20 protein-coding genes are annotated in these 20,088 nt (G+C 57.5%); 9 read left to right on the forward strand and 11 right to left on the reverse strand.

The window, feature by feature from the left end:
- The first annotated feature begins 53 nt into the window (after positions 1–53).
- Complete coding sequence (locus NHU87_RS01820; RefSeq protein WP_253545046.1) at positions 54–539, forward strand: DUF6130 family protein; 486 nt, start codon at positions 54–56, stop codon at positions 537–539.
- A 433-nt stretch (positions 540–972) separates the two neighbouring features.
- Here the strand turns inward: NHU87_RS01820 and NHU87_RS01825 are convergent, their stop codons facing one another.
- Together NHU87_RS01825 and NHU87_RS01830 are read right to left on the reverse strand one after the other, a co-directional pair.
- Positions 973–2,685 carry an amidase gene (locus tag NHU87_RS01825; protein WP_253545048.1) on the reverse strand — a complete coding sequence of 571 codons (1,713 nt, stop codon included), beginning with the start codon at positions 2,683–2,685 and terminating at the stop codon, positions 973–975.
- 139 nt (positions 2,686–2,824) lie between these two features.
- Positions 2,825–3,445, reverse strand: a complete 621-nt coding sequence (locus tag NHU87_RS01830; RefSeq protein WP_253545050.1) for a cell wall hydrolase — start codon at positions 3,443–3,445, stop codon at positions 2,825–2,827.
- 189 nt (positions 3,446–3,634) lie between these two features.
- Here NHU87_RS01830 and NHU87_RS01835 point away from each other — a divergent pair, with 189 nt between their 5' ends.
- Together NHU87_RS01835 and chrA are read left to right on the forward strand one after the other, a co-directional pair.
- Complete coding sequence (locus NHU87_RS01835; RefSeq protein WP_253545052.1) at positions 3,635–4,486, forward strand: CAP domain-containing protein; 852 nt, start codon at positions 3,635–3,637, stop codon at positions 4,484–4,486.
- Positions 4,487–4,521: 35 nt separating this feature from the next.
- Entirely contained in the window at positions 4,522–5,880 is a 1,359-nt protein-coding gene (chrA, locus tag NHU87_RS01840) for a chromate efflux transporter (protein WP_253545054.1), read from the forward strand.
- Between the two features lie 5 nt (positions 5,881–5,885).
- Here the strand turns inward: chrA and NHU87_RS01845 are convergent, their stop codons facing one another.
- The 5 genes from NHU87_RS01845 to NHU87_RS01865 all read right to left on the reverse strand — a co-directional run bounded on the left by NHU87_RS01845 (position 5,886) and on the right by NHU87_RS01865 (position 8,907).
- Positions 5,886–6,284, reverse strand: a complete 399-nt coding sequence (locus NHU87_RS01845; RefSeq protein ID WP_253545056.1) for a DUF5329 domain-containing protein — start codon at positions 6,282–6,284, stop codon at positions 5,886–5,888.
- A gap of 71 nt (positions 6,285–6,355) precedes the next feature.
- Positions 6,356–6,583 (reverse strand): hypothetical protein, encoded by a 228-nt coding sequence (locus NHU87_RS01850; protein ID WP_253545058.1) that lies wholly within the window; start codon positions 6,581–6,583, stop codon positions 6,356–6,358.
- Between the two features lie 128 nt (positions 6,584–6,711).
- Positions 6,712–6,948, reverse strand: a complete 237-nt coding sequence (locus NHU87_RS01855) for a hypothetical protein (protein WP_253545060.1) — start codon at positions 6,946–6,948, stop codon at positions 6,712–6,714.
- A 61-nt stretch (positions 6,949–7,009) separates the two neighbouring features.
- The gene (locus NHU87_RS01860) at positions 7,010–7,798 is read right to left on the reverse strand and encodes a DeoR/GlpR family DNA-binding transcription regulator (protein ID WP_253545061.1); all 789 of its coding nucleotides are present in this window, start codon (positions 7,796–7,798) and stop codon (positions 7,010–7,012) included.
- Positions 7,799–8,013: 215 nt separating this feature from the next.
- The gene (locus tag NHU87_RS01865; RefSeq protein ID WP_253545062.1) at positions 8,014–8,907 is read right to left on the reverse strand and encodes a LysR family transcriptional regulator; all 894 of its coding nucleotides are present in this window, start codon (positions 8,905–8,907) and stop codon (positions 8,014–8,016) included.
- A gap of 85 nt (positions 8,908–8,992) precedes the next feature.
- Here NHU87_RS01865 and NHU87_RS01870 point away from each other — a divergent pair, with 85 nt between their 5' ends.
- Both NHU87_RS01870 and NHU87_RS01875 read left to right on the forward strand, forming a co-directional pair.
- Positions 8,993–9,829, forward strand: a complete 837-nt coding sequence (locus NHU87_RS01870; protein ID WP_253545063.1) for an NAD(P)H-dependent oxidoreductase — start codon at positions 8,993–8,995, stop codon at positions 9,827–9,829.
- Between the two features lie 689 nt (positions 9,830–10,518).
- On the forward strand, positions 10,519–10,737 hold the full coding sequence (locus NHU87_RS01875; RefSeq protein WP_253545064.1) for a PLD nuclease N-terminal domain-containing protein: 219 nt from the start codon (positions 10,519–10,521) through the stop codon (positions 10,735–10,737).
- A 151-nt stretch (positions 10,738–10,888) separates the two neighbouring features.
- Here the strand turns inward: NHU87_RS01875 and NHU87_RS01880 are convergent, their stop codons facing one another.
- The 3 genes from NHU87_RS01880 to NHU87_RS01890 all read right to left on the reverse strand — a co-directional run bounded on the left by NHU87_RS01880 (position 10,889) and on the right by NHU87_RS01890 (position 13,360).
- Positions 10,889–11,311, reverse strand: coding sequence for an HD domain-containing protein (locus NHU87_RS01880; RefSeq protein ID WP_253545065.1), 423 nt, complete (start codon positions 11,309–11,311; stop codon positions 10,889–10,891).
- A 222-nt stretch (positions 11,312–11,533) separates the two neighbouring features.
- Complete coding sequence (locus NHU87_RS01885) at positions 11,534–12,199, reverse strand: hypothetical protein (protein ID WP_253545067.1); 666 nt, start codon at positions 12,197–12,199, stop codon at positions 11,534–11,536.
- Between the two features lie 438 nt (positions 12,200–12,637).
- Positions 12,638–13,360, reverse strand: coding sequence for a cysteine hydrolase family protein (locus NHU87_RS01890; protein ID WP_253545069.1), 723 nt, complete (start codon positions 13,358–13,360; stop codon positions 12,638–12,640).
- A gap of 155 nt (positions 13,361–13,515) precedes the next feature.
- Between NHU87_RS01890 and NHU87_RS01895 the strand changes: the two genes are divergently transcribed.
- The 4 genes from NHU87_RS01895 to NHU87_RS01910 all read left to right on the forward strand — a co-directional run bounded on the left by NHU87_RS01895 (position 13,516) and on the right by NHU87_RS01910 (position 18,080).
- Complete coding sequence (locus tag NHU87_RS01895; RefSeq protein ID WP_253545071.1) at positions 13,516–14,379, forward strand: helix-turn-helix transcriptional regulator; 864 nt, start codon at positions 13,516–13,518, stop codon at positions 14,377–14,379.
- Positions 14,380–14,645: 266 nt separating this feature from the next.
- Entirely contained in the window at positions 14,646–16,118 is a 1,473-nt protein-coding gene (locus NHU87_RS01900) for a hypothetical protein (protein ID WP_253545073.1), read from the forward strand.
- 93 nt (positions 16,119–16,211) lie between these two features.
- Entirely contained in the window at positions 16,212–17,045 is an 834-nt protein-coding gene (locus NHU87_RS01905) for a suppressor of fused domain protein (protein WP_253545075.1), read from the forward strand.
- A 750-nt stretch (positions 17,046–17,795) separates the two neighbouring features.
- Positions 17,796–18,080, forward strand: a complete 285-nt coding sequence (locus NHU87_RS01910; protein WP_253545077.1) for a fructose-bisphosphate aldolase — start codon at positions 17,796–17,798, stop codon at positions 18,078–18,080.
- A gap of 220 nt (positions 18,081–18,300) precedes the next feature.
- Here NHU87_RS01910 and NHU87_RS01915 read toward each other — a convergent pair whose 3' ends face one another.
- A complete protein-coding gene (locus tag NHU87_RS01915) occupies positions 18,301–20,061 on the reverse strand; it encodes an isocyanide synthase family protein (RefSeq protein ID WP_253545079.1) in 1,761 nt (586 codons plus the stop codon).
- Positions 20,062–20,088: the final 27 nt, after the last annotated feature.

Raw genomic sequence — 20,088 nt, forward strand, 5'->3', positions numbered from 1 at the left:
ACAATACTCGGTTTGATCTAGGCTTGCATGAAGTCACGTGGGAGAACCCTACAATGCCCCTCGCTCTCAGAGATCCAGTCGCCATTGTTTTGGGTGTCTTCTTCTGCATGGCAGCGTGCGGTCAAGGGTTAGCAGACAGCAATCACCCACCGGCAATACTCCCACTGGAATCTGAGACGGTACCCAAACTCATTGCCTATCCGCCACTTGCCGAGCCGCTCGCTCGCGGAGTGGTCATCATCCAGTATCGAACAGAGCACGCCAGGATCATGCCGGTATTTGGCAAAGCGGCTGTTGAGGTATCACCACGTCTGGGTCACCTTCACGTGACCGTCGATGACTGGAAAGGTACATGGGCGCATACCAGTGAAGACCCGATTATCCTGGTCGGACTGAAGCCCGGCACTCACACGCTTCTTCTTGAAGTGGCCGACCCGACTCACAAGATCCTCACCAGCACGACAGTGAACTTTATAGTTCCGGAGAAGAAACCAACGGACACTCCCCACATTGACGATGGTCACGCAATAAAACCATAACTGTTCAGTGTTTACCTTTCCCCGTTTCCCACCCTTTTCCCGTAAAGCCGTTGGTCATCAGGAAAACAGCGGCAGCGCCTGCCTCTGCGTCGCTGCATGGACGCATTCCAGCGCAGCCGTTGCTTTGCGGACGATATCGGCATCGTTATGTGACGGGTGACGCCCGTGCCACCTTCGAAGCGGCGCGCGCTATGCAAACCCCAGGAACGACAGGATTACCACGATGATCACAACTACCCCGACGATGTAGATGATGTTGTTCATGAAATCCACCTCTCAACCTGGACAGGACTGCGTTAGAAAAACAAGGCACTGCACCTTTTTGCCGGGAACACGCATCGGCAGCGCTGCAAAATATTTTTTGCGAGCGACTGGCTTACCGTTACCGGGCGGGATTGGAGCCTGTACCGAGCCCCAATCCCGCCCTTCCTATTTATTGACCACCCGACAACGGTGGGGTTCGAGGCGGAATCAATCGTTTCGTTCCCGTCGACTCAAACGCCGAAGCCAAGCGCAGCAGCGTCGAATCGTCATAAGCACGACCGGCGAAGGTCAGCCCGACGGGCATGCCGATGTCCGGCATCACGCCCATCGGCACCGTGACCGTGGGAACACCCAAGTGGCGGATGGCGAGATTGCCGTTCGCGACCCAGACACCGTTACTCCACGCGATGTCCGCAGACTTCGGATCGACATCGGCATTCGCCGGCCCAACGTCGGCCACCGTCGGGAAGATCACCGCGTCGAGCCCCAACCGGTCCATCCAGTCCTCAAGATCGATTCGGCGCGTCTGTTCAAGGCCGCGTAGTCCGTCAGGCACCGTGGGGATCTGGTCCCAAGGGGTGATACCGCGCTCGGCCATCCGCACATATTCATCCATGCCAGCGGCAAGGTCGCCCTCACGGTTGGGCAGCGTTCCTGGGTCGTGCGGGAAGATCAGCGGTCCGTTCACATCGACCAGACGATTGAGTTCTGGATCGCCGTTGGCCCGCAGAAAATCGTCGAACGCCCAGGCCGTCAGATCCCACAACTCATGGTGAAGGAACTCTTTGGAAACCAGGCCGCGGTTGAACACGGTCGGTGCACCAGGACGATCACCTTCGCAATTGGAGACCAGCGGAAAATCGACCTCGATCAATTCGGCACCAAAGGCTTCGAGTGCCTTGCGAGCCTCCTCCCAGAGCCCGATCACGGAGGCACGGGTGTTGATTCGCTGGCCCGTCGGACCACCGATACCAGGCGCATCGCTCGTGCCCGCCTCGGGATCCGCGTTGATGTACATACGAGGAACGCCGAAGCGCTTTCCGGCGAGGGCATCGGTATTCGCGGCAAGCGACCTATAGGAAGCGGGACGCACCGAGGCGACACTCGGGATGGGCACCCAGGGTTGCATCCGCCACAGATCGCCGCGTGTGTCGGGATCGTCCGCCACTACCACATCGAGCACTTCGAGCAGGTCGGCCATGGTTCTGGCAAACGGCACGACCACGTCCATGGTCGGCGTCAACGGCCAGTTCCCGCGCACCGAGATCACTCCGCGCGAAGGCGTATAGGCACACAAACCATTGTTCGACGCCGGGCCACGTCCGCTCGACCAGGTTTCTTCGGCGAGGCCGAATGCCGCGAAACTGGCGGCGGTTGCAGTGCCGGCGCCGTTCGATGAGCCCGATGCGAAGGGGGCGGTGAGATAGTCAGCGTTGTAAGGGCTCTCGGCACGGCCATAAACCCCGCGCTGCATGCCGCCGTTGGCCATCGGCGGCATATTGGTCTTGCCCAGGCAAATCGCGCCAGCGGCACGAAGCCGTTCGATGGTGAACGCATCGCGATAAGCAATCAGGTTCGCGAAGGCGGGACTTCCGGAGGCTGCGGTGAGCCCTTTCACCAGATAACTGTCTTTGGCTGTATAGGGAATTCCATCGAGCGGCCCCAGCGTCTCGCCCTTGGCCCGACGGGCATCGGACGCCTGCGCTTCCTTGAGCGCATCGGGGTTGCGAACCACCACTGCATTGAGGGCGGTGGGCGTGTCGGGGCCGTCGTAGGCGTCGATCCTGGCGAGATAGGCCTGGACCAGCTCAACCGCCGTCGTCTGGCCGGACTCGAGCGCAGCACGCAGTTGGGCAATGGAAACCTCGGTGACCTCGATCATGCTGTTACCGTCGGCGGCTGATGGATTACTTGATGTTGGGCTCAGGGACATCACTTATCTCAAAATGGGTTTTCATATCAGTTGTCATTGCACGGCATTATGCGACAGCGCGCCTGGACCCGCGATGGTTTACGGCCGCCTACTGCGCCGTCCCGCCACGAGGTTTATAAAACAGAAACTTGCGGGTCTCGGCCGTCCTCGTGTATTTCTTCGCCCAGGCGGGCTTTACCGTTCTGTCGTGGAAATACAAAGCACCATGGGTGCGATCCGTGAGTTGCTTGTTGAGTGCCTTGCGCGCGATTTCCTTGGCGAGGGCATATTCGTTGTCTTCCTTTACCTGATCCGCACGTCCGTCGCACCACCACGAAAACTGGCAGGAGCCCGTTTCAGAACCTTGCTTGACCACGGCGCACACCGTATCGGGGAAGCCCTCCTGGCCGAGCCGGTTCATGACCACGCTGGCGACGGCTTCCATGTTGGCAGGCGCCACGCCTTTGGCTTCCCAATAGATACTGCGTGCAAGGCAAGTAATGGCATCGTCCAGCGGCGCGGCGCCCGCCGGATCGACTGCCTGCACTTCGGAGGTGGTAATGGCTTCGGACTTGGGCACCGGAAGTTCGCTGTCCTTTTCTGCCGCTTTCTGTTCCAGGACCTGCGCCTTGTCTTCAGCCGCTTCCTGTTTTTGCTCCTGGTCAGTCGCCAACACCTGATCTCCTAGAAGGATGATTGCGAAGCAGGTGACTACCCATTTTAATCGCATGATCGATCCTTCCGATGACACTGGCTTGAGCAATGAAACGGCGATGTTGTCGTGCTGACCTGCTGTGATTGTAGTCGTCGCACGTCATTCCAGCCGCCTGACAATAAACTGCATTCGAGGCGAAAAGGCATTGCATCGGGAGGGGGGAAATCGCGCATCATGGGCGCAGTCCGTCCAAGGGAGAATTTCATGCGCAGCCTGTCATCCGTTTTGCATCTTGCCGTGTTGTCATTCGGGCTAATGTTTAGCGTCGCCGCGTCGGCGGCTGATGAAACGCAGCTGGTCGAGTCGATCAACGTTTACCGCAGCCAGGCGCAGCGCTGCGGCGGCCAGGCGTCTTCGGAGTTGCCGCCACTGGCGAGCGATCCGCGCCTGGTGTTGTCCGCCAACAGTATCGGCGACTTGCAGCAGGCACTGGCCCGCGCGGCGTATCCGATGGTCAATGTGCAGGCGATCAGCTTGTCTGGCCCGCGTGATGCGCCGTCCGCCATGAAGGCGATTCAGGAGAGCTTCTGCCAAGTGGTGCTGGACCCGCAATTCGTCGACATCGGCGTCAGCCGCGATGGCCGTGAATGGCGCATTGTGCTGGCGCGTCCGCTGTTGACCGGGCGTCTGGGCGACTGGCAGGCAGAGGGGCAACAACTGCTTGAAGCGATGAACAGCGCCCGCGCTCAGACGCGCCAGTGCGGCACCCAAGCCTTTACCGCCACGACGCCGCTGGCCTGGAACGCCACGCTGGGCTCCGCGGCCGAGACCCATAGCCGGGCCATGGCCAACAATAACTATTTCGATCACAAGGACCGCGATGGTCGCACGCCGGGTGATCGGGCTGAATTGGCGGGTTATGCGGGTCAGCAAGTCGGTGAAAACATCGCCGCCGGGCAAGACACTGTGCGCAAAGTAGTCGATGGCTGGCTCGCCAGCCCGGGCCATTGCGCCAATCTGATGAACCCGCAATTTCGCGAGTTGGGTGCGGCTTATGCGGTGGACCCGAAGAGTGACGCGGGGATTTACTGGACGGCGATGTTTGGGACGCCGTGAAGGCTTGAATCGACAGTTGAAAAAGGAATCGTGATTTGAATAAAGCCCCCTCCTCGACCGTCGAACAGGACTTGTCGAAGCCTGAAACCATCAGTCTGCGGGAAGCGTTTCTGTTCTGGCTGAAGCTAGGCTTCATCAGTTTCGGCGGGCCGGCCGGACAGATCTCGATCATGCACCAGGAGTTGGTGGAGCGCCGACGCTGGATCTCGGAACGACGCTTTCTGCATGCCCTCAACTATTGCATGTTGCTGCCTGGGCCTGAAGCTCAGCAGCTGGCCACCTACATTGGCTGGCTGATGCACCGCACATGGGGTGGCGTGATTGCCGGCGCGCTGTTTGTGCTGCCGTCGCTGTTCATCCTGATTGCGTTGTCCTGGGTGTACATCGCGTTTGGCGAAGTGCCGGTGGTGGCCGGGCTTTTTTATGGGATCAAGCCTGCCGTGACTGCGATTGTGGTGCAGGCAGCCCACCGAATCGGCTCGCGGGCATTGAAGAACAACTGGCTGTGGGGGATTGCTGCGGCGTCATTCACAGCGATCTTCGTATTCAATGTACCGTTCCCGTTGATTGTGCTGGGCGCTGCGATCATCGGTTATGTCGGCGGACGTCTGGCGCCTGAACGGTTCCGCACCGGGGGCCACAGCGCGACGAAAAAATCCTTCGGCCCGGCTGTTATCGACGACGACACCCCGCCTCCCGAACACGCCCGTTTCAACCGTTTCAAATTGCTGCGCCTGTTGCTGGTAGGTGCTGTTCTGTGGGTATTGCCGATGGGAATTCTCACCGCCCTGTTCGGCTGGGAAGGCACCCTGACCCAGATGGCCTGGTTCTTTACCAAAGCGGCGTTGCTGACATTCGGCGGCGCGTATGCCGTGCTGCCTTATGTGTATCAGGGCGCTGTCGGCCACTATGGCTGGCTGACACCCACGCAGATGATCGATGGCCTGGCGCTCGGCGAAACCACCCCCGGCCCGCTGATCATGGTGGTGGCTTTCGTCGGTTTTGTCGGTGCCTATGTTCAGCAGGTGTTCGGCCCTGATCAAATGTTCCTGGCCGGCGCCCTCGCCGCCACGCTGGTGACCTGGTTCACCTTCCTGCCCTCGTTCCTGTTCATCCTCGCCGGCGGTCCATTGGTAGAGTCGACCCACAACGAACTCAGGCTCACCGCGCCGTTGACCGCGATTACTGCCGCAGTAGTCGGCGTGATTCTTAATCTGGCGTGTTTTTTCGGCTACCACGTGCTGTGGCCCAACGGCTTCAGCGGCCAACTCGACTGGCCTTCGGCGCTGATCGCCATTGCAGCGGCCATTGCCTTGTTCCGCTTCAAGCGGGGGGTGATCGAGGTGTTGTTGGGGTGCGCATTGATCGGGCTGGCGGTGCATCTGCTGCGCTAGCCTAATCAATGACTTTGTCGCTGCCTCTGTAGCTCAGTCTTCAGCCAGAGGTTGGCGGGTTGTACGCCTGCCGGACAGCGCACTTCATAGGCGCGGCCACTCATGCTGCTTTGGCTGGCCGCCAGATCGATGAAGTCTTCGGCGCTGTTGACCTTGTTCCGGTCTTCGAGGTACTTCAGCTTCTTCTGCAGATGCGCCCGGGCCTCAGCGCCCGGGTATTCACTTCCGTTACGCACAAACCGGCACTCACTGCGCTCGACAAAGTCCAGCAAGCTGTTTATTTCCCGGGTGGCTTGAGGTGGGGTTTGCGCCTGGGCCTCGAGCGCCATGGCGGTCAGGCCGATACCCGCCGCGATCAGCCAGTGGCTGAAATACCGAGTGAAACGTCCAGGCAGAATTCCCATGGTGATACCTCGCATGACTGACGGCAGATCAGAGCGGTGGTGCCCTCCGCTCTGAAGGCTGGCGGCTCGTATCAATCGTCGTCGCGGTCCCGATCGCGGTAACGACGGCGATCATCACGACGGTCGTAATCGCGGTCATACCCTCGATCATCACGGTAATCATAGCCTCGGTCATAGTCGCGACGGTATTCACGGCGGTGATCCCGATCGTACCTGTCGTCATCTTCCCAGTGAGGAAAGCAGCCTCCCAACAGGAGAGTACTTGCAATGGCCAGGGTCATTATCGCGGTGCGCTTCATTTGAACATCCTAAAAGCAAAGGTCAGAGCTGCGGGGATGAGGTGACGCTACCCACGAATTCAATCGCAGTGCGTGCAAACCGCAGATACGACCTTCCAGATGCACAATGATTCAGTGATCCCCGGGCCTTACAGCGTTCTTTGGCTGTTACCGATGGTTTTGGCTTTTTCGATGCCCCACTCCATCGCGCCTTCCATGTCCAGCAGGTGCGGTGACGGGTGGTTGTCCTCAACGATCATCGAACCGTCCGGCCGGTAAACACCGATGAACATCCCCAGCGAACCGTCCCTCAAGATCTCGGCCTTAACCTTGATCGTGCATCCGTTCGATAACGTTTCCGAGTGGATCATATGGCGCTCAGTCATGACTGCATTCCTCCCGTCGTAGCTCTCAGCGTAACTCATGCAACGCTGAGCGCGATGACGCTCAAGCGTCCACTTGCACCACCTCGATCCCCAATTTTTGATAATCCTCGACATTGCCCGAGGCCACATGACGTTCGGTGATCAGGGTATGCACACGGTTGCAAGGCGCAACAACGAAGGGCTCCACCGCCCCCAATTTGTCTGCGGTGGTGACGGCAATCACGTGGGAAGCGCTGGCGAGCATCGCCTGCTTCACCGGCACCTCATCGAAATGCAGCGAGCTGATGCCGACTTCCGGATGAATGGCACAGACCCCGGTGAACACCAGGTCGGCCTTGATCCCTTCGATCAGCCTCAGCGTTTCATGGCCGCCGGAAGACATCGTCGCGGGATTGAGCTGACCACCGGCGACGATTACCGTGATGCCTTTGTATTCGGCGAGGGTGATCGCGATCATTGGCGACGCGGTGATAGCCGTGATGCAGATGTCAGCGGGGAGCGAACGCGCAATCTGCAGCGTGGTGCTGCCGGAATCGAAAATCACGATCTGGCCATCTTTGACCCGGCGTGCGGCGAGTTGAGCCAGCCGTGTTTTCACTTCATCGGTTTCGCCGACCCGGGTGAAGTAATCCTTGCCCGTATCCTTGGGCCGCGGCAGCGCACCGCCGTGGACCCGCTGCACCAGCCCGGCGCTGGCCAGCTCCGACAGATCCCGGCGAATGGTGTCTTCGGACACGGCGAAATGCTGACTCAGTTCACAGGCCATGACCTTGCCGTCGCGTTCGAGGATCAAGAGGATTTTCTGACGGCGCAGCTGCGGGAGTTCGGCGATGGAATGCTCGGCTTGCATGGTTATGCCTGTTTTTGCGTGTTTGTGCGAGATTAGCCAAACGGCGGGATGAACACAACGGGCAACAGAAGGGAAAACGGGTCAAATGGCACACGCGAAACCTGTGGGAGCGGGCTTGCCCGCGAAGGCGGTGTGTCAGACGACATCAATGCTGGATGTGCAACCGCCATCGCGGGCAAGCCCGCTCCCACAGGATTGTGGGCAACTGATGCCCCTCACAACGCACTCACAATGAACTCGCGCAGCCATTGGTGCGCAGGGTCGCGATGAACGCGCTCGGGCCAGAGCATCGACATCTCGTAACCCGGGACATCAAGCGGTGGCTCGATCACTTCTAACGCCCCCGCATCGCGAACCAGCCGCGACGGCAGCATCGCCACCATGTCAGTGCTCTCCACTACCGACCTCACAAACAGGAAATGCGGGACTGAAAGCACCACCCGGCGTGTCATGCCCACCGCCGAAAGCGCTTGGTCGGTGACACCCTGAAAACTTCCACCATCCCGTGACACGATCACGTGGTCGAGCTTGCAGAACTGCTCAAGAGTCGGCCGCTTTTTAAACTGCGGATGGCCTGCACGGCCCACCAGAACATATTGCTCGGTAAACAACGCGCGACGTCGCAAGCCGAGGGGCGCGTCCTCGCTGGTGTGAAAAGCCAGATCGATTGCCCCCTGCTCCGCTTGCTTGGCGATCTGTAACGGAACCAGGTCAAACACCGCCAAACGCGTGCCCGGTGCTGCCGAACGCAGCCCGGCTAACGCAGGCAAAACGATAGTCGTCTCACCATAGTCGGACGCCATGATATTCCACGTCTGCCGGGCCTCGGCCGGGTTGAAAGGGCTGGCGGGCGACACGGCGCGCTCCAGGGCTTCCAGGGCCTGGCGCAACGGCTCGCGCAACTCATCGGCCCGGGCTGTGGGCCGCATGCCCCGTGGTCCTGGCAGCAACAGCGGATCGCCGAAAATGTCTCTCAACTTGGCGAGATGAACACTCACCGACGGTTGAGACAAACTCAGGCGTTGCGCCGCACGGGTCACATTGTGTTCCGAGAGCAAGACATCAAGGGTCAGCAACAGGTTGATGTCCAGGCGTCGCAGATTATTCATGGTAATACCTGGCATATTGGTTATTCATTTCCAATATACCTGGCAAAGCCCGACTCTGCAGCCTCCTGACACTGGAGACTAAGCCATGAAAGTTCTACTCGTTTATGCCCATCCCGAACCCAAATCATTGAATGGTTCGCTCAAAGACTTTGCCGTCAAACGCCTGGAGGCTGCCGGCCACCAGGTGCAGGTCTCCGATCTATACGCGATGGACTGGAAAGCCTCACTGGATGTTGATGACAGTCCCGGCCGGCCGACCGAATCGCGGTTCAATCCTTCGCTGGACTCAAAGCATGCGTTTGAAGAGGGTCGACAAAGCCAGGACATCGTCCTCGAACAGGAAAAACTGCTCTGGGCCGATGCCGTCATTCTGCAGTTTCCGCTGTGGTGGTTCTCGATGCCGGCGATTCTCAAAGGCTGGGTGGAACGCGTTTACGCCTATGGTTTTGCCTATGGCGTAGGGGAGCATTCCGATGCGCGCTGGGGTAACCGCTATGGAGAAGGCACGCTTGCGGGCAAACGGGCGATGCTGATCGTCACCGCGGGTGGATGGGAGTCTCATTACAGCCCTCGGGGCATCAATGGGCCCATCGATGACCTGTTATTCCCCATTCAGCATGGCGTACTGTTTTATCCCGGTTTCGACGTGCTGCCACCCTTCGTGATCTATCGCACGAGCCGAATGGATGAGGAGAGATTTTCAACGACCTGCGACGCGCTCGGCCAACGTCTTGATGACCTCGCAAGGACCGCACCGATTCCTTTTCGACCGCAGAATGCCGGCGCGTATGACATCCCGCAACTCACATTGCGCGCGGAAGTTGCTTCGGATCAATCTGGCTTTTCGGCTCACGTCAGACAGGCAGAGCGTGAGGGACCAGGTGTACATGCGCCAAACGCAAAAGCGAGTGCCGTGAGTTAAGTCGTAATGCGATCGGTAGCAGCTGTCGAGCTCGCGAGGCTGCGTTCGGCTGCGAAGCAGTCGTAGATTCAGAAATTGCGGTACATCAGGCAGACCGAGTTCACCGGATTCACGACGGCTTCGCAGCCGAACGCAGCCTTCGGCAGCTGCTACAAAGAACGCGTTGGGCTGAAATAATTTAACCGACTCGCAAACACGAAAAAGCCCGCACAAGGCGGGCTTTGGAAATCGATGTAGGTGGCCAGTGCTGGTCTCTGGCTTACAAGGTTTATCGGGCCTCTCACAGAACAGTAATTGTTGCTTTGGGCTGTTCTGCCTCACACGGCATAAGGGCTGGATCTCAGCGCGGAGATCTTTCTAACCGTGTACCCTTGGGAGCGCGCCCCACGCTTCCTCGCTATCCCTTTGCGCATCAGTCTGCGTCTTCACCTACCACTTCAGAATAGCAAATCGTTCGAAGCCTGGGTCGGGCTTTTTTAGACCGATTCCCTTCAAGGGGAATGACCGGTGGATGGAAAAATACTAACGCTGCGGGATGGACCTCCATATTCCGGTCAGGTGCTGCCGAACGCCGTGTAGGAGCTGCCGAAGGCTGCGATCTTTTGATCTTAAGCCTCCAAGCCACCGCAAATTTAATGAACCCCGCCCACACCCGCTCACCTAACTGAATGACTATCAGGAGGTGACCAATGCAAATCGAAACAATCTGGATCGTGCTCGCAGCAGTACTTGTGCTGATCGAGTTGTGGGCGATAAACAGAGTGCGAAAAGCCGAAGGCAAATCGAGCAACAAACTGGTGTGGATGGTGGTGATCGTGTTTGTGCCGCTATTCGGGCTGATCGCATGGGCCTTGGCGGGACCGAAGCACATCGCACTTAACCCGCACTCACCGCAGGCCAGGCAATAACGCCGGACGGCGTGCGGTAACGAGCTGCGAACTGCGCAATTTCAAAGAACAAAGCCCTGATGATTTGGGGCTTTGTCATTTCGGGCTGGAACACCTTCCGAAAATCCCGGAATGATCGGCACTCGCGCCGGCAACACGGTGCCAACACTCACTACGAACGCAACACCCCTATCGCCCGCCGATACTTCTCAACACGCTCCAGATCCTCCCAGGACGGCTGGGCAATCCGCGACAAGTCGCTGTTCTCTTCCAGATCCGCCAGTTTCACCACCCGCCCGATCGGGTTTTGCGCCACGCGCTCGACGAACGCCTCATAGGATTCGCCCGGCACCTTGGTCACCGACGCAATCGCCATCAGCACCGTTTCGCTAAAGCCTTCGTTACGCAGATCGTCGAAGCTGATGCCGCAATCCTCGACTACGTCATGCAACACCGCGACGATGCGCTCTTCCAGCGTGTTCACCCGCAGCATGACTTTCAGCGGATGCAGGATGTAAGGCGCACCGCCCTTGTCCACCTGCCCCTCATGCGCCGCCGCGGCGATGGCAATGGCGCGCTCCAGTGTCTGGCTCATGGGATTCTCCTCGGGTTAAATGCCGTAACGGCCGGTGAAATGAATGTTGCGACGCCCACCCTACGCGCAATGACCTGACCAGCGACCAGCTGCACACGACCCCATTGCGGGCATTCATAAAAGCCGGTGGGACAAGAAAAGCGTGGTCCACCCTACAATGCCAGGACGGATCAGTAGAGTGAAAAATCCGCATGAGGGTTTTCCACCATCCGGATATCCAGGCTACTTGGCCGTATTGCATTTACCTTGATAAGGCACGATGCGGTCAGCGGCATCGAAGTCGAAAATAGAGCGCCAGGGCTCGACGTCTGTATAGGTGACCAGTTTGCCCATATTAACTGGATCGGCTCGGCTTGGACCGGCACCAATGAGTGCTTGATCATCAGTGGTGCTCGGGTCGCTGTCGCGATCAAAGAGCAAAAATCCGAGCGAACTCTCGCCCTTGTATGCTTCGGCCCTGGGACGTTGCATCCGATATATCGACGCCTTTTTTCCTGCTTCCGCAAACTTCGGAATGATCTTCTTTGGATTGCCGTGTGGAAAAACAATATTTCCATTTACATAGGCTTGGCGCAATTGATCACTGCCGTCGTAATCGAACGAGATATTCCACCGCCAAATGTAGTAATGGCATAAATCAATATCGTAGATATATTTCTCGACGCTAGAGTCATCCTTCCTGACCTTTAGCGTTGCGCGTCCTTCTTTTACGAAAATTTTTCGGACATTTTCGCGAGAAGATCCAAGCGGTGTTTTCGATCTGATCAGAGCCGACATGTCATCGAGCGTTGCCGCTGACTCAAAGGAGAATGTTGATTCAGCGCTGGTCACCCTGACGCCACATAAAACAAGAAACAGCGCCAAACTGGCAGCATGAATTTTCCTCATAGCAACTCCGGCATGCGATGTAGCAGGAAAAAATGACAAAAGAAGGATAGATGCATTTCTACCCCCTGTGCCTGTTTCTAGCCGAGGCTGAATTGCCGCTCGCTGCCGGAGATGACCTCAATCAGCGTCGCTCATTCAGGCGAGCTTCTTGGGGGGTTTCTTGCACCACAAAGGACGTCAACCGTCCTATCAGTGGTGTCGCCAGTATACGAATGGCACGATGGTCAACCAGGCAACCCACCAGGCTTTGAATCCATACAACCGTAACTGGCTGGCCGAAAGAGTCGATGGACTGGCGATGGCCGTTGCAATTGCACAGGTGATTGCAGATTGAATCACCGCAGAAGTCTGCTGACGATATCGCCGATGGAGCTTGGGCATTTCCAGCACTCCTGAACGGCTGCGTCGCAAGTAGCGAGCAGCCGACTTTTATCGACCTTACTTGGCTTGGAGCAACTCAACAGTCTGCGCAGTCGTCAACAGCGCATTGGCGATGTAGCGGAAGTTGATCAGAGCGGCCAGGTAACCGTCCCCTTCAGGAGTAGTTGGACCGGCGGTGGCGTCACGAACCACGGCCACTTCAAACCCAAGCTCCAGCAGTTCACGCAAGTGCGACTCAACGCAGAGGTTCGCCGCCATGCCCGCCAGGATGATTTGCGACACGCCATGCTTGCGCAGTTGCAGTGCAAGATCATTGGTTTCCGGGCCATACACCTTGTGTGGCGAGGCGATAATGGTTTTGCCATCAAGGATGTATTGCTTGAACTCGGGCATAAAGTCGGCACCGGAGTTTTCGAAGCCATCGAGGTTCAACGGTCCCTTGCGATCAAACATGCCGATGTTGTGCATGACCTTTTCCAACGGCCCGCCGAAATGCCACTCGTGGTCGCACGGATAGTAGTAGTGCGGGGAGACGGCAACCGTGATGCCGGCGCTCTTGGCGGCGGCGAACAATTGGCCGAGGTGGTTGACGACATCGTGCTCGACGATGCTTTTACCAAATACGCCCCAGCTCACGCCCTCAGGGCTGAGGAAGTCGATTTGCGGGTCGATGACGACCAGCGCGGCGCGAGAAAGATCAATCTTCATGCCTGGATCTGGCAGCGTAGGAACTGCCGGGTCTGCATACTGGGGTGCAAGGCGAGTAGTCTCGTTGCTCATGACATTTGACTCCGATCGTCGATAAGAAAGTTGCTCTATGCCATGGCGTCCCAAGGGGTCGTTGTTTACCATCGGCAAGAACTTCATCCTATCTCCACGTCCTGATCCGGTTTTGTCAGCGCGTACAGAGTCTTTAACCGGTCGTCCCTATCATCATGGATATCCTGTCCGAACTCTTCGAACGCACAAACCTTCAGGGCAGGCTTTTTTTCTCTGGTCGGGTCGATGGCACGCTTGTTCTCGATAAACCTCCTGGCATGGCGTTCATCCATGTCATCAGTCAGGGCGATATCGACTTGGTTCAGCCCGGGTTACCGAAGATAGCGATCGCAGAACCCAGTGTGTTGTTCTGTCCGAGCAGCTGCCGTTACCAGTTACGCTCCAATACGGTTGAGGGCTCGAAGTTGATTTGCGCCTCCTTTCAATTTGGGCGCAACACGCTGCAACCCTTCCCTCTCGGACTCAAGGAAACACTGATCTTCCCATTCAGGGAACTGGAAAATCTCAGCCCGGTGATTGGCGCGCTACTTGCCGAATTTCAGGATCAAAGTGCAGGAAGAACCAAAGCGCTGAACTTGCTGCTTGAATACATTTTTGTCCTGATCGTGCGCCGCGCCGTGGCAGACGGAAAGATATCCAGTGGCTTGCTCTATGCCCTGCAGGACGGGCGCCTCGGCGCGGTATTCAACAGCATTCATTCAGTGCCGGATGCGCTCTGGAGCGTCGAGAAACTGGCGAGCCTGGCGAACATGTCCAGGTCGAAATTTTCAGCCTGCTTCACCCAGATAATGGGGATATCGCCCATGGGGTATGTCACCGCTTGGAGAATGAAGGTGGCTCAGGACATGCTTCGCGATGGCGTTCAGATCAAGGTGATTGCGGAGTCGGTTGGCTACAGCTCGCAGGCGTCTTTCTCGAAAAGCTTTCTGAACGTGATGGGCTGCCCGCCCGCTGAATGGCTGAAACGCGATGCCAATGCACAAGAACCGTTGGTGACCGCGCACGTGCAATCTGCATAGGATCATTCAGAGGCAAGCACTCTCACCACCGAAAATCCCACGACTGATCGTTCGATGAAGAAGCAGCCAGGATTTTGAAGTCTGACTCAAATCCCGTAGGAATCTTCTCATTGTGGTGAGGGGGCTTGCCCCCCGTTGGGCAGCGAAGCAGCCCAAAACTTGGCTAGCCCATTTCCTCAGACACACCGCTACGCCCGGTTTTGCGCCTATTTGGCAGCCAGCACTCATGTTAATATGCCATCACTCTTTCAATGAAGTACACCCACATGGATGTCACGTCTCGCCCTTCCAGCTTTTTTTCACTGCTTATCGTTGCTGTGATCCTCTCTGGATGCCAAGCAACAAAACCCGCTCAAATCACAACATCTGAGGCCCGGCCGGGGTTTGCGGTTTTCAACAGTGTGCTGTTCGAGGCACCCGAGCCGAACTCGATTGTGCGCGAGGGCGATCGAATCACCTATGTAGTGGCTTCGTCTCCAAGTCCGGAACTCCACTATCTGGCACGTTTCGACGCGAACTGCCGCCAGCCCGACGCGCAGATGGCCTACCGTAGCAAAGCGGGAATGGCTCGATTCTCCGTCAACCCGCGGGGGCGTTCGGAGGAATCCTGGCAATTACCTGCTGAACAAAAGAGCCAGTACCTGCAAAGTGCGCAGCTGAAACAGGTTTGTGCCCAGACTACACCTCCTCAATGGCGCGTGTTCTCGGCACCCGAGCATCAGGATTGGCAGATGATCGACCGCAGCAGCCTGAAAGTAAAAGGTGATGAGGTCACTTTCTGGACGGCTCGGGTACTACCCGGCGAGATGTTAGTGCCCGGCAAAAACGTCTTGTATGGGCAGGTACGCCAGCGGTGGACGGCCAACTGCGCCCTGCAACAACTGACCGCGTTAAGCCTTTTCTACCTTGATACTCACAGTCGTGTGCTCACTGGAAACATGCAGACAGATCTCAAGGCCATCGGCCCGCAAAGCCTCGGAGCCGAAGAGCGTCAGCTGGTTCAGGTAGCCTGTGGCAAACCGCAATCCCTGGACCAATACACACAATTTGAAGGGCGTGAGCAGTCGCCCTTCGAAGTGCCAGTTCCCGTCGTTGCCGCCCCGGTGTTGAAAGCCATCGAGGCATTAAATATGCCCAAACCGGAGAAAAGCATTCGGCACCTGCGCCGGGTGTTCAAGGATAACTCCGAGCCAAGACAGTATTCAGATGAAGCCGTGCGGCTCAACGGGCGTGACTCGCAATACCTTTCAGGCGAGGCGGGCAATCAACTGACGGAGCGTTTTAAAGAGCGAGGAAGTCAGTGGGTCAAGGCTACTTTCCGAGGCCTGATTGTCCTGGCTGGAAGTGAATTCAGCACTCGTGCAGGTGAGATAACGATCGAGGACGAGGCGCTGACGAACCTCAGCTTCGAGGGCGATTGGGCGAACATGCCGGTTGGCGCACTCTTGCGATACACGGCGCAGGATATGCAGCTTCTTTATACCAACGGCGGCAAAGGTCCCAGAACCTTAGTGCCGGTCGACAACAGATATAGCTGTGAGGTGCAGTCGCAGAAACCCGCCAGCACGTATCACCCGAGTTTGACCGGGACTGCCAAGGTACTCAGTTGCACGAAAGATAACTACCAATACAGCACCTCCATTTACGTCTACCTCGAAACGTATGGAATGTTTGTGCCGATTCAATACGTCACGCAGAACGTGCTGGGCGAATGGACGATTGAGGTAGTGGAATCTTGAGTTGGCAGGCCATTAGCAAAAAAACCGTTGAAGTGGAAGCACAATCTGCTTCCGCGTTTTCACATCAATGCCAAAACCCGACAAGGAACGCACATGAACTTCTTTAAAAAGCTTCTCGATTCACTGAGAAGCCCTGCTACCCGAGACCTCCGGGTCGAACCGCAAATCCAGGCATTCCAGAAGCTGGTTGATATCGATGAGTTGAACGAGGCTGAAGCGTCCAATCTGGCGGCGCGACTCGCCGGCGAAGCGTGCCTGGATCGTCATTGGCACTCTGTCGGCACCGTCGAGCGGGATGTCATTGCCTATATGATCAGTCCGAGTTTCAGGGGTGGCCCTGACTGGCCCTCGACTCGTCAGGCCTACCGGGTGGTCCGCCGTGGTGACTCGATAATCCTTGCCACCGACGGCCTGTCGGATCCATTCGATGGAGTTGAAGGGATGGGCAATGGTTTCGAGATGGAATTGTTCATGGAAACAGCTGACATACCCGAGCACGCACGTGGCTCACTTGGTGAGGTCGATCCATTAAAAAACAGCTGGGCATTCGAACTGTTGGAGCACGTTGCCAAAACGGTGGCCGACGCTGGAGGAGTCACCGAACGGCTCGATCAGCACGGGACGTTATCTCTCGAAATTCCCGGGCTCAGCTTGTCGCACCATATGAGCGATCAACTCCCAAAAAGCTTTGTGACCGAGGACGACTGTACAGGCGTTCTGCTGGGAGCCCTGCAACCGGATTTTCCGACCCGACTGGATGACATGCCGTTATCTCCGGTCAGGTTGGTTTCGATGGTATTGATCACCGCATCGGAGCTTGAATATGTCCGATCGGGTGGGCGAGCAGCACGCGAAGATCTGGTCAGCCGTTTGAAGGCCGCCGGCATCGGACATATGAGCAATCTGAATCGTGCCAGCGTTGTGTGAAAACCGAGCGGCCGCTTTCATGTGAGCCTCAAAACATGCACTCAACATCGCACAGCCACTTCATGACACACAGGCTGCTTACCTTGCGGAGTAACGCGACGGTGTGACTTCAGACGCAGTCGAGTGACAGACTCCTCAAAGCGCGCCCCGCCCCCTCACTATCACGAGCAATGCCGCTTATGCCCCCCACAACCCCCCAAAATTAATGAACCCTGCCGAGCCTCCCCACGGGAAATCCCGCGCTTGGTCCTTGATTGTAGGAGCGGCCAGGATTTTAAAGTCTGCAAAACACGTAGGAATCTGCCCTTTGTGGCGAGGGAGCTTGCTCCCGCTGGGATGCGAAGCAGCCCTAAACCCTGCTAGCCCGTTTCCTCAGACACACTGCAACGCCCGGTTTTGCGGCGGCTGCGCCACCGAACGGGGGCAAGCCCCCTCGCCACAGTGACCGCGTGTGGTCCTACAGCCCGGTTGCGGTTGCCAAAATCACTGCCTAGAGTGGGTCTGTCGCTGAGCGAATTCAGCGATAGGGTTTCGCAGCCCTGACGATACGTGTAGTAACCTTGCACCCCATAACCAGCAACGGTCGCACAAAAGCGCCCGTACTCCGTTTTATGGTGGCTGTGTGTGGGAGACCTTCGGGTCTGCCGGGTTCCTCGTATCCTCGGTCTGCGAACCCGCACATAGCTACCACCCATTCGTTTCGCAGCGAACGGGAGTAGCTCTTCTTACAGATTCGAGGAAGATTTACTTATGAGTACGAACACCCCGCTCCGCCACTACACCCCCATGTCCCACTTCGCCACCGACCACCCCGTCCTCCTCATCGACGCCGATGCCCCACTGCGCGAACTCCACAACTGTCTCAGCGAACGCCTCAACGCCGTCCTCAAATACCTCAACCTCATGGCCTGCACCAGCTTGCCGGACTACGCCGAGCACGACATCAACACCGTCACCAACATCGCCCGGATCATGGTCCAGGATGTGAGCGATGTGTTTCGGGTGATTGAGCAGCAGGGGTTTGATAAGCCGTAAAATCAAATAGGTGACAGATCTATTTGTTTAAATAGATCCGTCACCTATTTTCCATTTTCCAGTAAGGCAAACAGCCACGGACACTCTCAGAGAATCGAGTGATTTACCGCATGTCCCGGTTGTGCGCAGAGATCAATGCCAAGGGACATGACAAAACGGTTACTGATGATTCGAGACTTCTCGCAAGGCCCCGTCTCCAGGACCTCCCAGACACCAGCAATCAGTAAACCTGCACCCGCCACAACTCCCGCGACGAAGAAGCCGCCGACATCGGCAACCGCCCATGCAGCGTCCGATAATTATCAATCAGCACCAAATCCCCTTCACTCCATTGATGAGCAATCATGCACTCCGGGTCATAAACCAGCGCATTGACCTGTTCCAACAACGCCTGCTGAGCCTGCTCGTCATGATCTTGCACAGACTGACTCAAGGTCTGCAGTGTCGAATCAGTGCCCTCTTGGTAACGCAGGATGAGTTCGCCGCTCCGGGGATGGTGATCCACCAGGCTGTACATGCGCGGCGAGCCGCCGAAGTAGGTCATTTTGGTGTAGTAGGTGATGTTCACATCCTGCCATTGTCGCGCGACTTGCTGTCCGACTTTGCGCAGTACGTTTCGGCTGTCGACGATGGTGGTTTGGCCCTCGCCCGGCTGAGGCGCGGTCTTGCAGTACAGCATGAATTTGCTGGCGCAGAATTTCGGGTTGCGTTGAACCTGTGCGTCGCTGTCGGGCAGCATGTTCAGGTCCCAGTGCAATGGCGTTTTCTCCAGCGAGTGCACCACGCCTTGGGGTTTGTCTGCAGGCTTGACCACGTGCACGGCGCCGAAGGCCCATTCGTACAGCGTGCCGAAGCGTTCGCAATCGCGCGCAAAGCTGTCCTGGTCGTCGAAGCGGCAGCCCTTGAGGCAGACGAAGCCAAAGGTTTCCACCAGTGCCTCCAGCAGGCCGGTGGACAGTCGCTCAAAACCCAGCCCCAACGGGTCTCGCACCACCAGGCCAAACAGCGGCAGCTTTTGCAGTTCGTATTCGAAGCCTTTGGCCTGTGGGTTTTCTGTTTGGTGGTAGAGCCACGGCCGCCCTTGCCAGGTGACCAGCACATGGTGGTCGAGGTCGACTTGGGCGCGGGCGCGAAGGGTTTGGCTGCCATCGAGGTTGCACACCGGTACGGCGTGCCAGGGGCTGTCGACACGGGTCAGCCCTTCGGCCAAGCCGAAGGTAAATTTGGGCCCGGCATTGCTGTATTGATGGACCGACAAGCGAATGTCATCGCCGAAGAAACGATCCACTGCCGCATTCAATGCCTGCCCGCGATACATCATTTGGTAGGCTTTGAAGTTGATTTGTTGCAGGTACTCGTCCTCGCTCTGCCCTTCTTCACGGCACAGACGCAGGTCGTTGTAGAGGTGACTGCAGAGGTGGTCATGGGCCTGGCTGAGGGATTCATCGCCGCGGCTCTGTTCGATCAGATCCCCAAGGTTTTTCCAGGGCAGACGGGCCTGCTTGATCAGGCTGGCGCGAACCGACTCGGCACTTTGGGCCTGTGGGAACAGGTCTTCCATGCTGACCCACTGAATCGTGTGGGTGGTGGACAGTTCACGCAACGCCCGGTTGTAGGTCTCGCGAACGTCGTCGGCGACTCCAACAATGTCGTTGAAGGTCGTGCCGTCACTGAGGATCGACACCACGCAGCCCGGTGCGTGCAGCGCGGCGATGGCCTGGCCGAGCTGGTCGAGGCGCTCGATGGCCATGACCTCGCCGTAGTCCGGCAGCACGCCGAACGTCTGGTCGCTGGCGTTTGGCGATTTGCAGGGGAAGCCTGGCAAAACCAGACGCACCGGCAGGCTCTGATCGAAGTAATGCCCCAGGCGTTGCGCGAGATGCGCTCTGCCTTGTGTGTCGAAACAATCATCCGTGCCTTTGAGCAGATAACCAGCCAGTAAATCGCTGACGGCAGCGATCCATGCGTCTCTATGTTCCATAGAACAACTTCCTTGAGAGTGTGTGTA

The sequence above is a fragment of the Pseudomonas mandelii genome (genome assembly GCF_024138395.1).
Classification (GTDB): Bacteria; Pseudomonadota; Gammaproteobacteria; order Pseudomonadales; family Pseudomonadaceae; genus Aquipseudomonas; species Aquipseudomonas mandelii_E.

Coding starts and splice junctions, on each gene's coding strand:
- NHU87_RS01820 (WP_253545046.1), top strand. CDS start 54: ATGCCCCTCGCTCTCAGAGATCCAGTCGCCATTGTTTTGGGTGTCTTC.
- NHU87_RS01825 (WP_253545048.1), bottom strand. CDS start 2,685: ATGATCGAGGTCACCGAGGTTTCCATTGCCCAACTGCGTGCTGCGCTC.
- NHU87_RS01830 (WP_253545050.1), bottom strand. CDS start 3,445: ATGCGATTAAAATGGGTAGTCACCTGCTTCGCAATCATCCTTCTAGGA.
- NHU87_RS01835 (WP_253545052.1), top strand. CDS start 3,635: ATGCGCAGCCTGTCATCCGTTTTGCATCTTGCCGTGTTGTCATTCGGG.
- NHU87_RS01845 (WP_253545056.1), bottom strand. CDS start 6,284: ATGGGAATTCTGCCTGGACGTTTCACTCGGTATTTCAGCCACTGGCTG.
- NHU87_RS01850 (WP_253545058.1), bottom strand. CDS start 6,583: ATGAAGCGCACCGCGATAATGACCCTGGCCATTGCAAGTACTCTCCTG.
- NHU87_RS01855 (WP_253545060.1), bottom strand. CDS start 6,948: ATGACTGAGCGCCATATGATCCACTCGGAAACGTTATCGAACGGATGC.
- NHU87_RS01860 (WP_253545061.1), bottom strand. CDS start 7,798: ATGCAAGCCGAGCATTCCATCGCCGAACTCCCGCAGCTGCGCCGTCAG.
- NHU87_RS01865 (WP_253545062.1), bottom strand. CDS start 8,907: ATGAATAATCTGCGACGCCTGGACATCAACCTGTTGCTGACCCTTGAT.
- NHU87_RS01870 (WP_253545063.1), top strand. CDS start 8,993: ATGAAAGTTCTACTCGTTTATGCCCATCCCGAACCCAAATCATTGAAT.
- NHU87_RS01875 (WP_253545064.1), top strand. CDS start 10,519: ATGCAAATCGAAACAATCTGGATCGTGCTCGCAGCAGTACTTGTGCTG.
- NHU87_RS01880 (WP_253545065.1), bottom strand. CDS start 11,311: ATGAGCCAGACACTGGAGCGCGCCATTGCCATCGCCGCGGCGGCGCAT.
- NHU87_RS01885 (WP_253545067.1), bottom strand. CDS start 12,199: ATGAGGAAAATTCATGCTGCCAGTTTGGCGCTGTTTCTTGTTTTATGT.
- NHU87_RS01890 (WP_253545069.1), bottom strand. CDS start 13,360: ATGAGCAACGAGACTACTCGCCTTGCACCCCAGTATGCAGACCCGGCA.
- NHU87_RS01895 (WP_253545071.1), top strand. CDS start 13,516: ATGGATATCCTGTCCGAACTCTTCGAACGCACAAACCTTCAGGGCAGG.
- NHU87_RS01900 (WP_253545073.1), top strand. CDS start 14,646: ATGGATGTCACGTCTCGCCCTTCCAGCTTTTTTTCACTGCTTATCGTT.
- NHU87_RS01905 (WP_253545075.1), top strand. CDS start 16,212: ATGAACTTCTTTAAAAAGCTTCTCGATTCACTGAGAAGCCCTGCTACC.
- NHU87_RS01910 (WP_253545077.1), top strand. CDS start 17,796: ATGAGTACGAACACCCCGCTCCGCCACTACACCCCCATGTCCCACTTC.
- NHU87_RS01915 (WP_253545079.1), bottom strand. CDS start 20,061: ATGGAACATAGAGACGCATGGATCGCTGCCGTCAGCGATTTACTGGCT.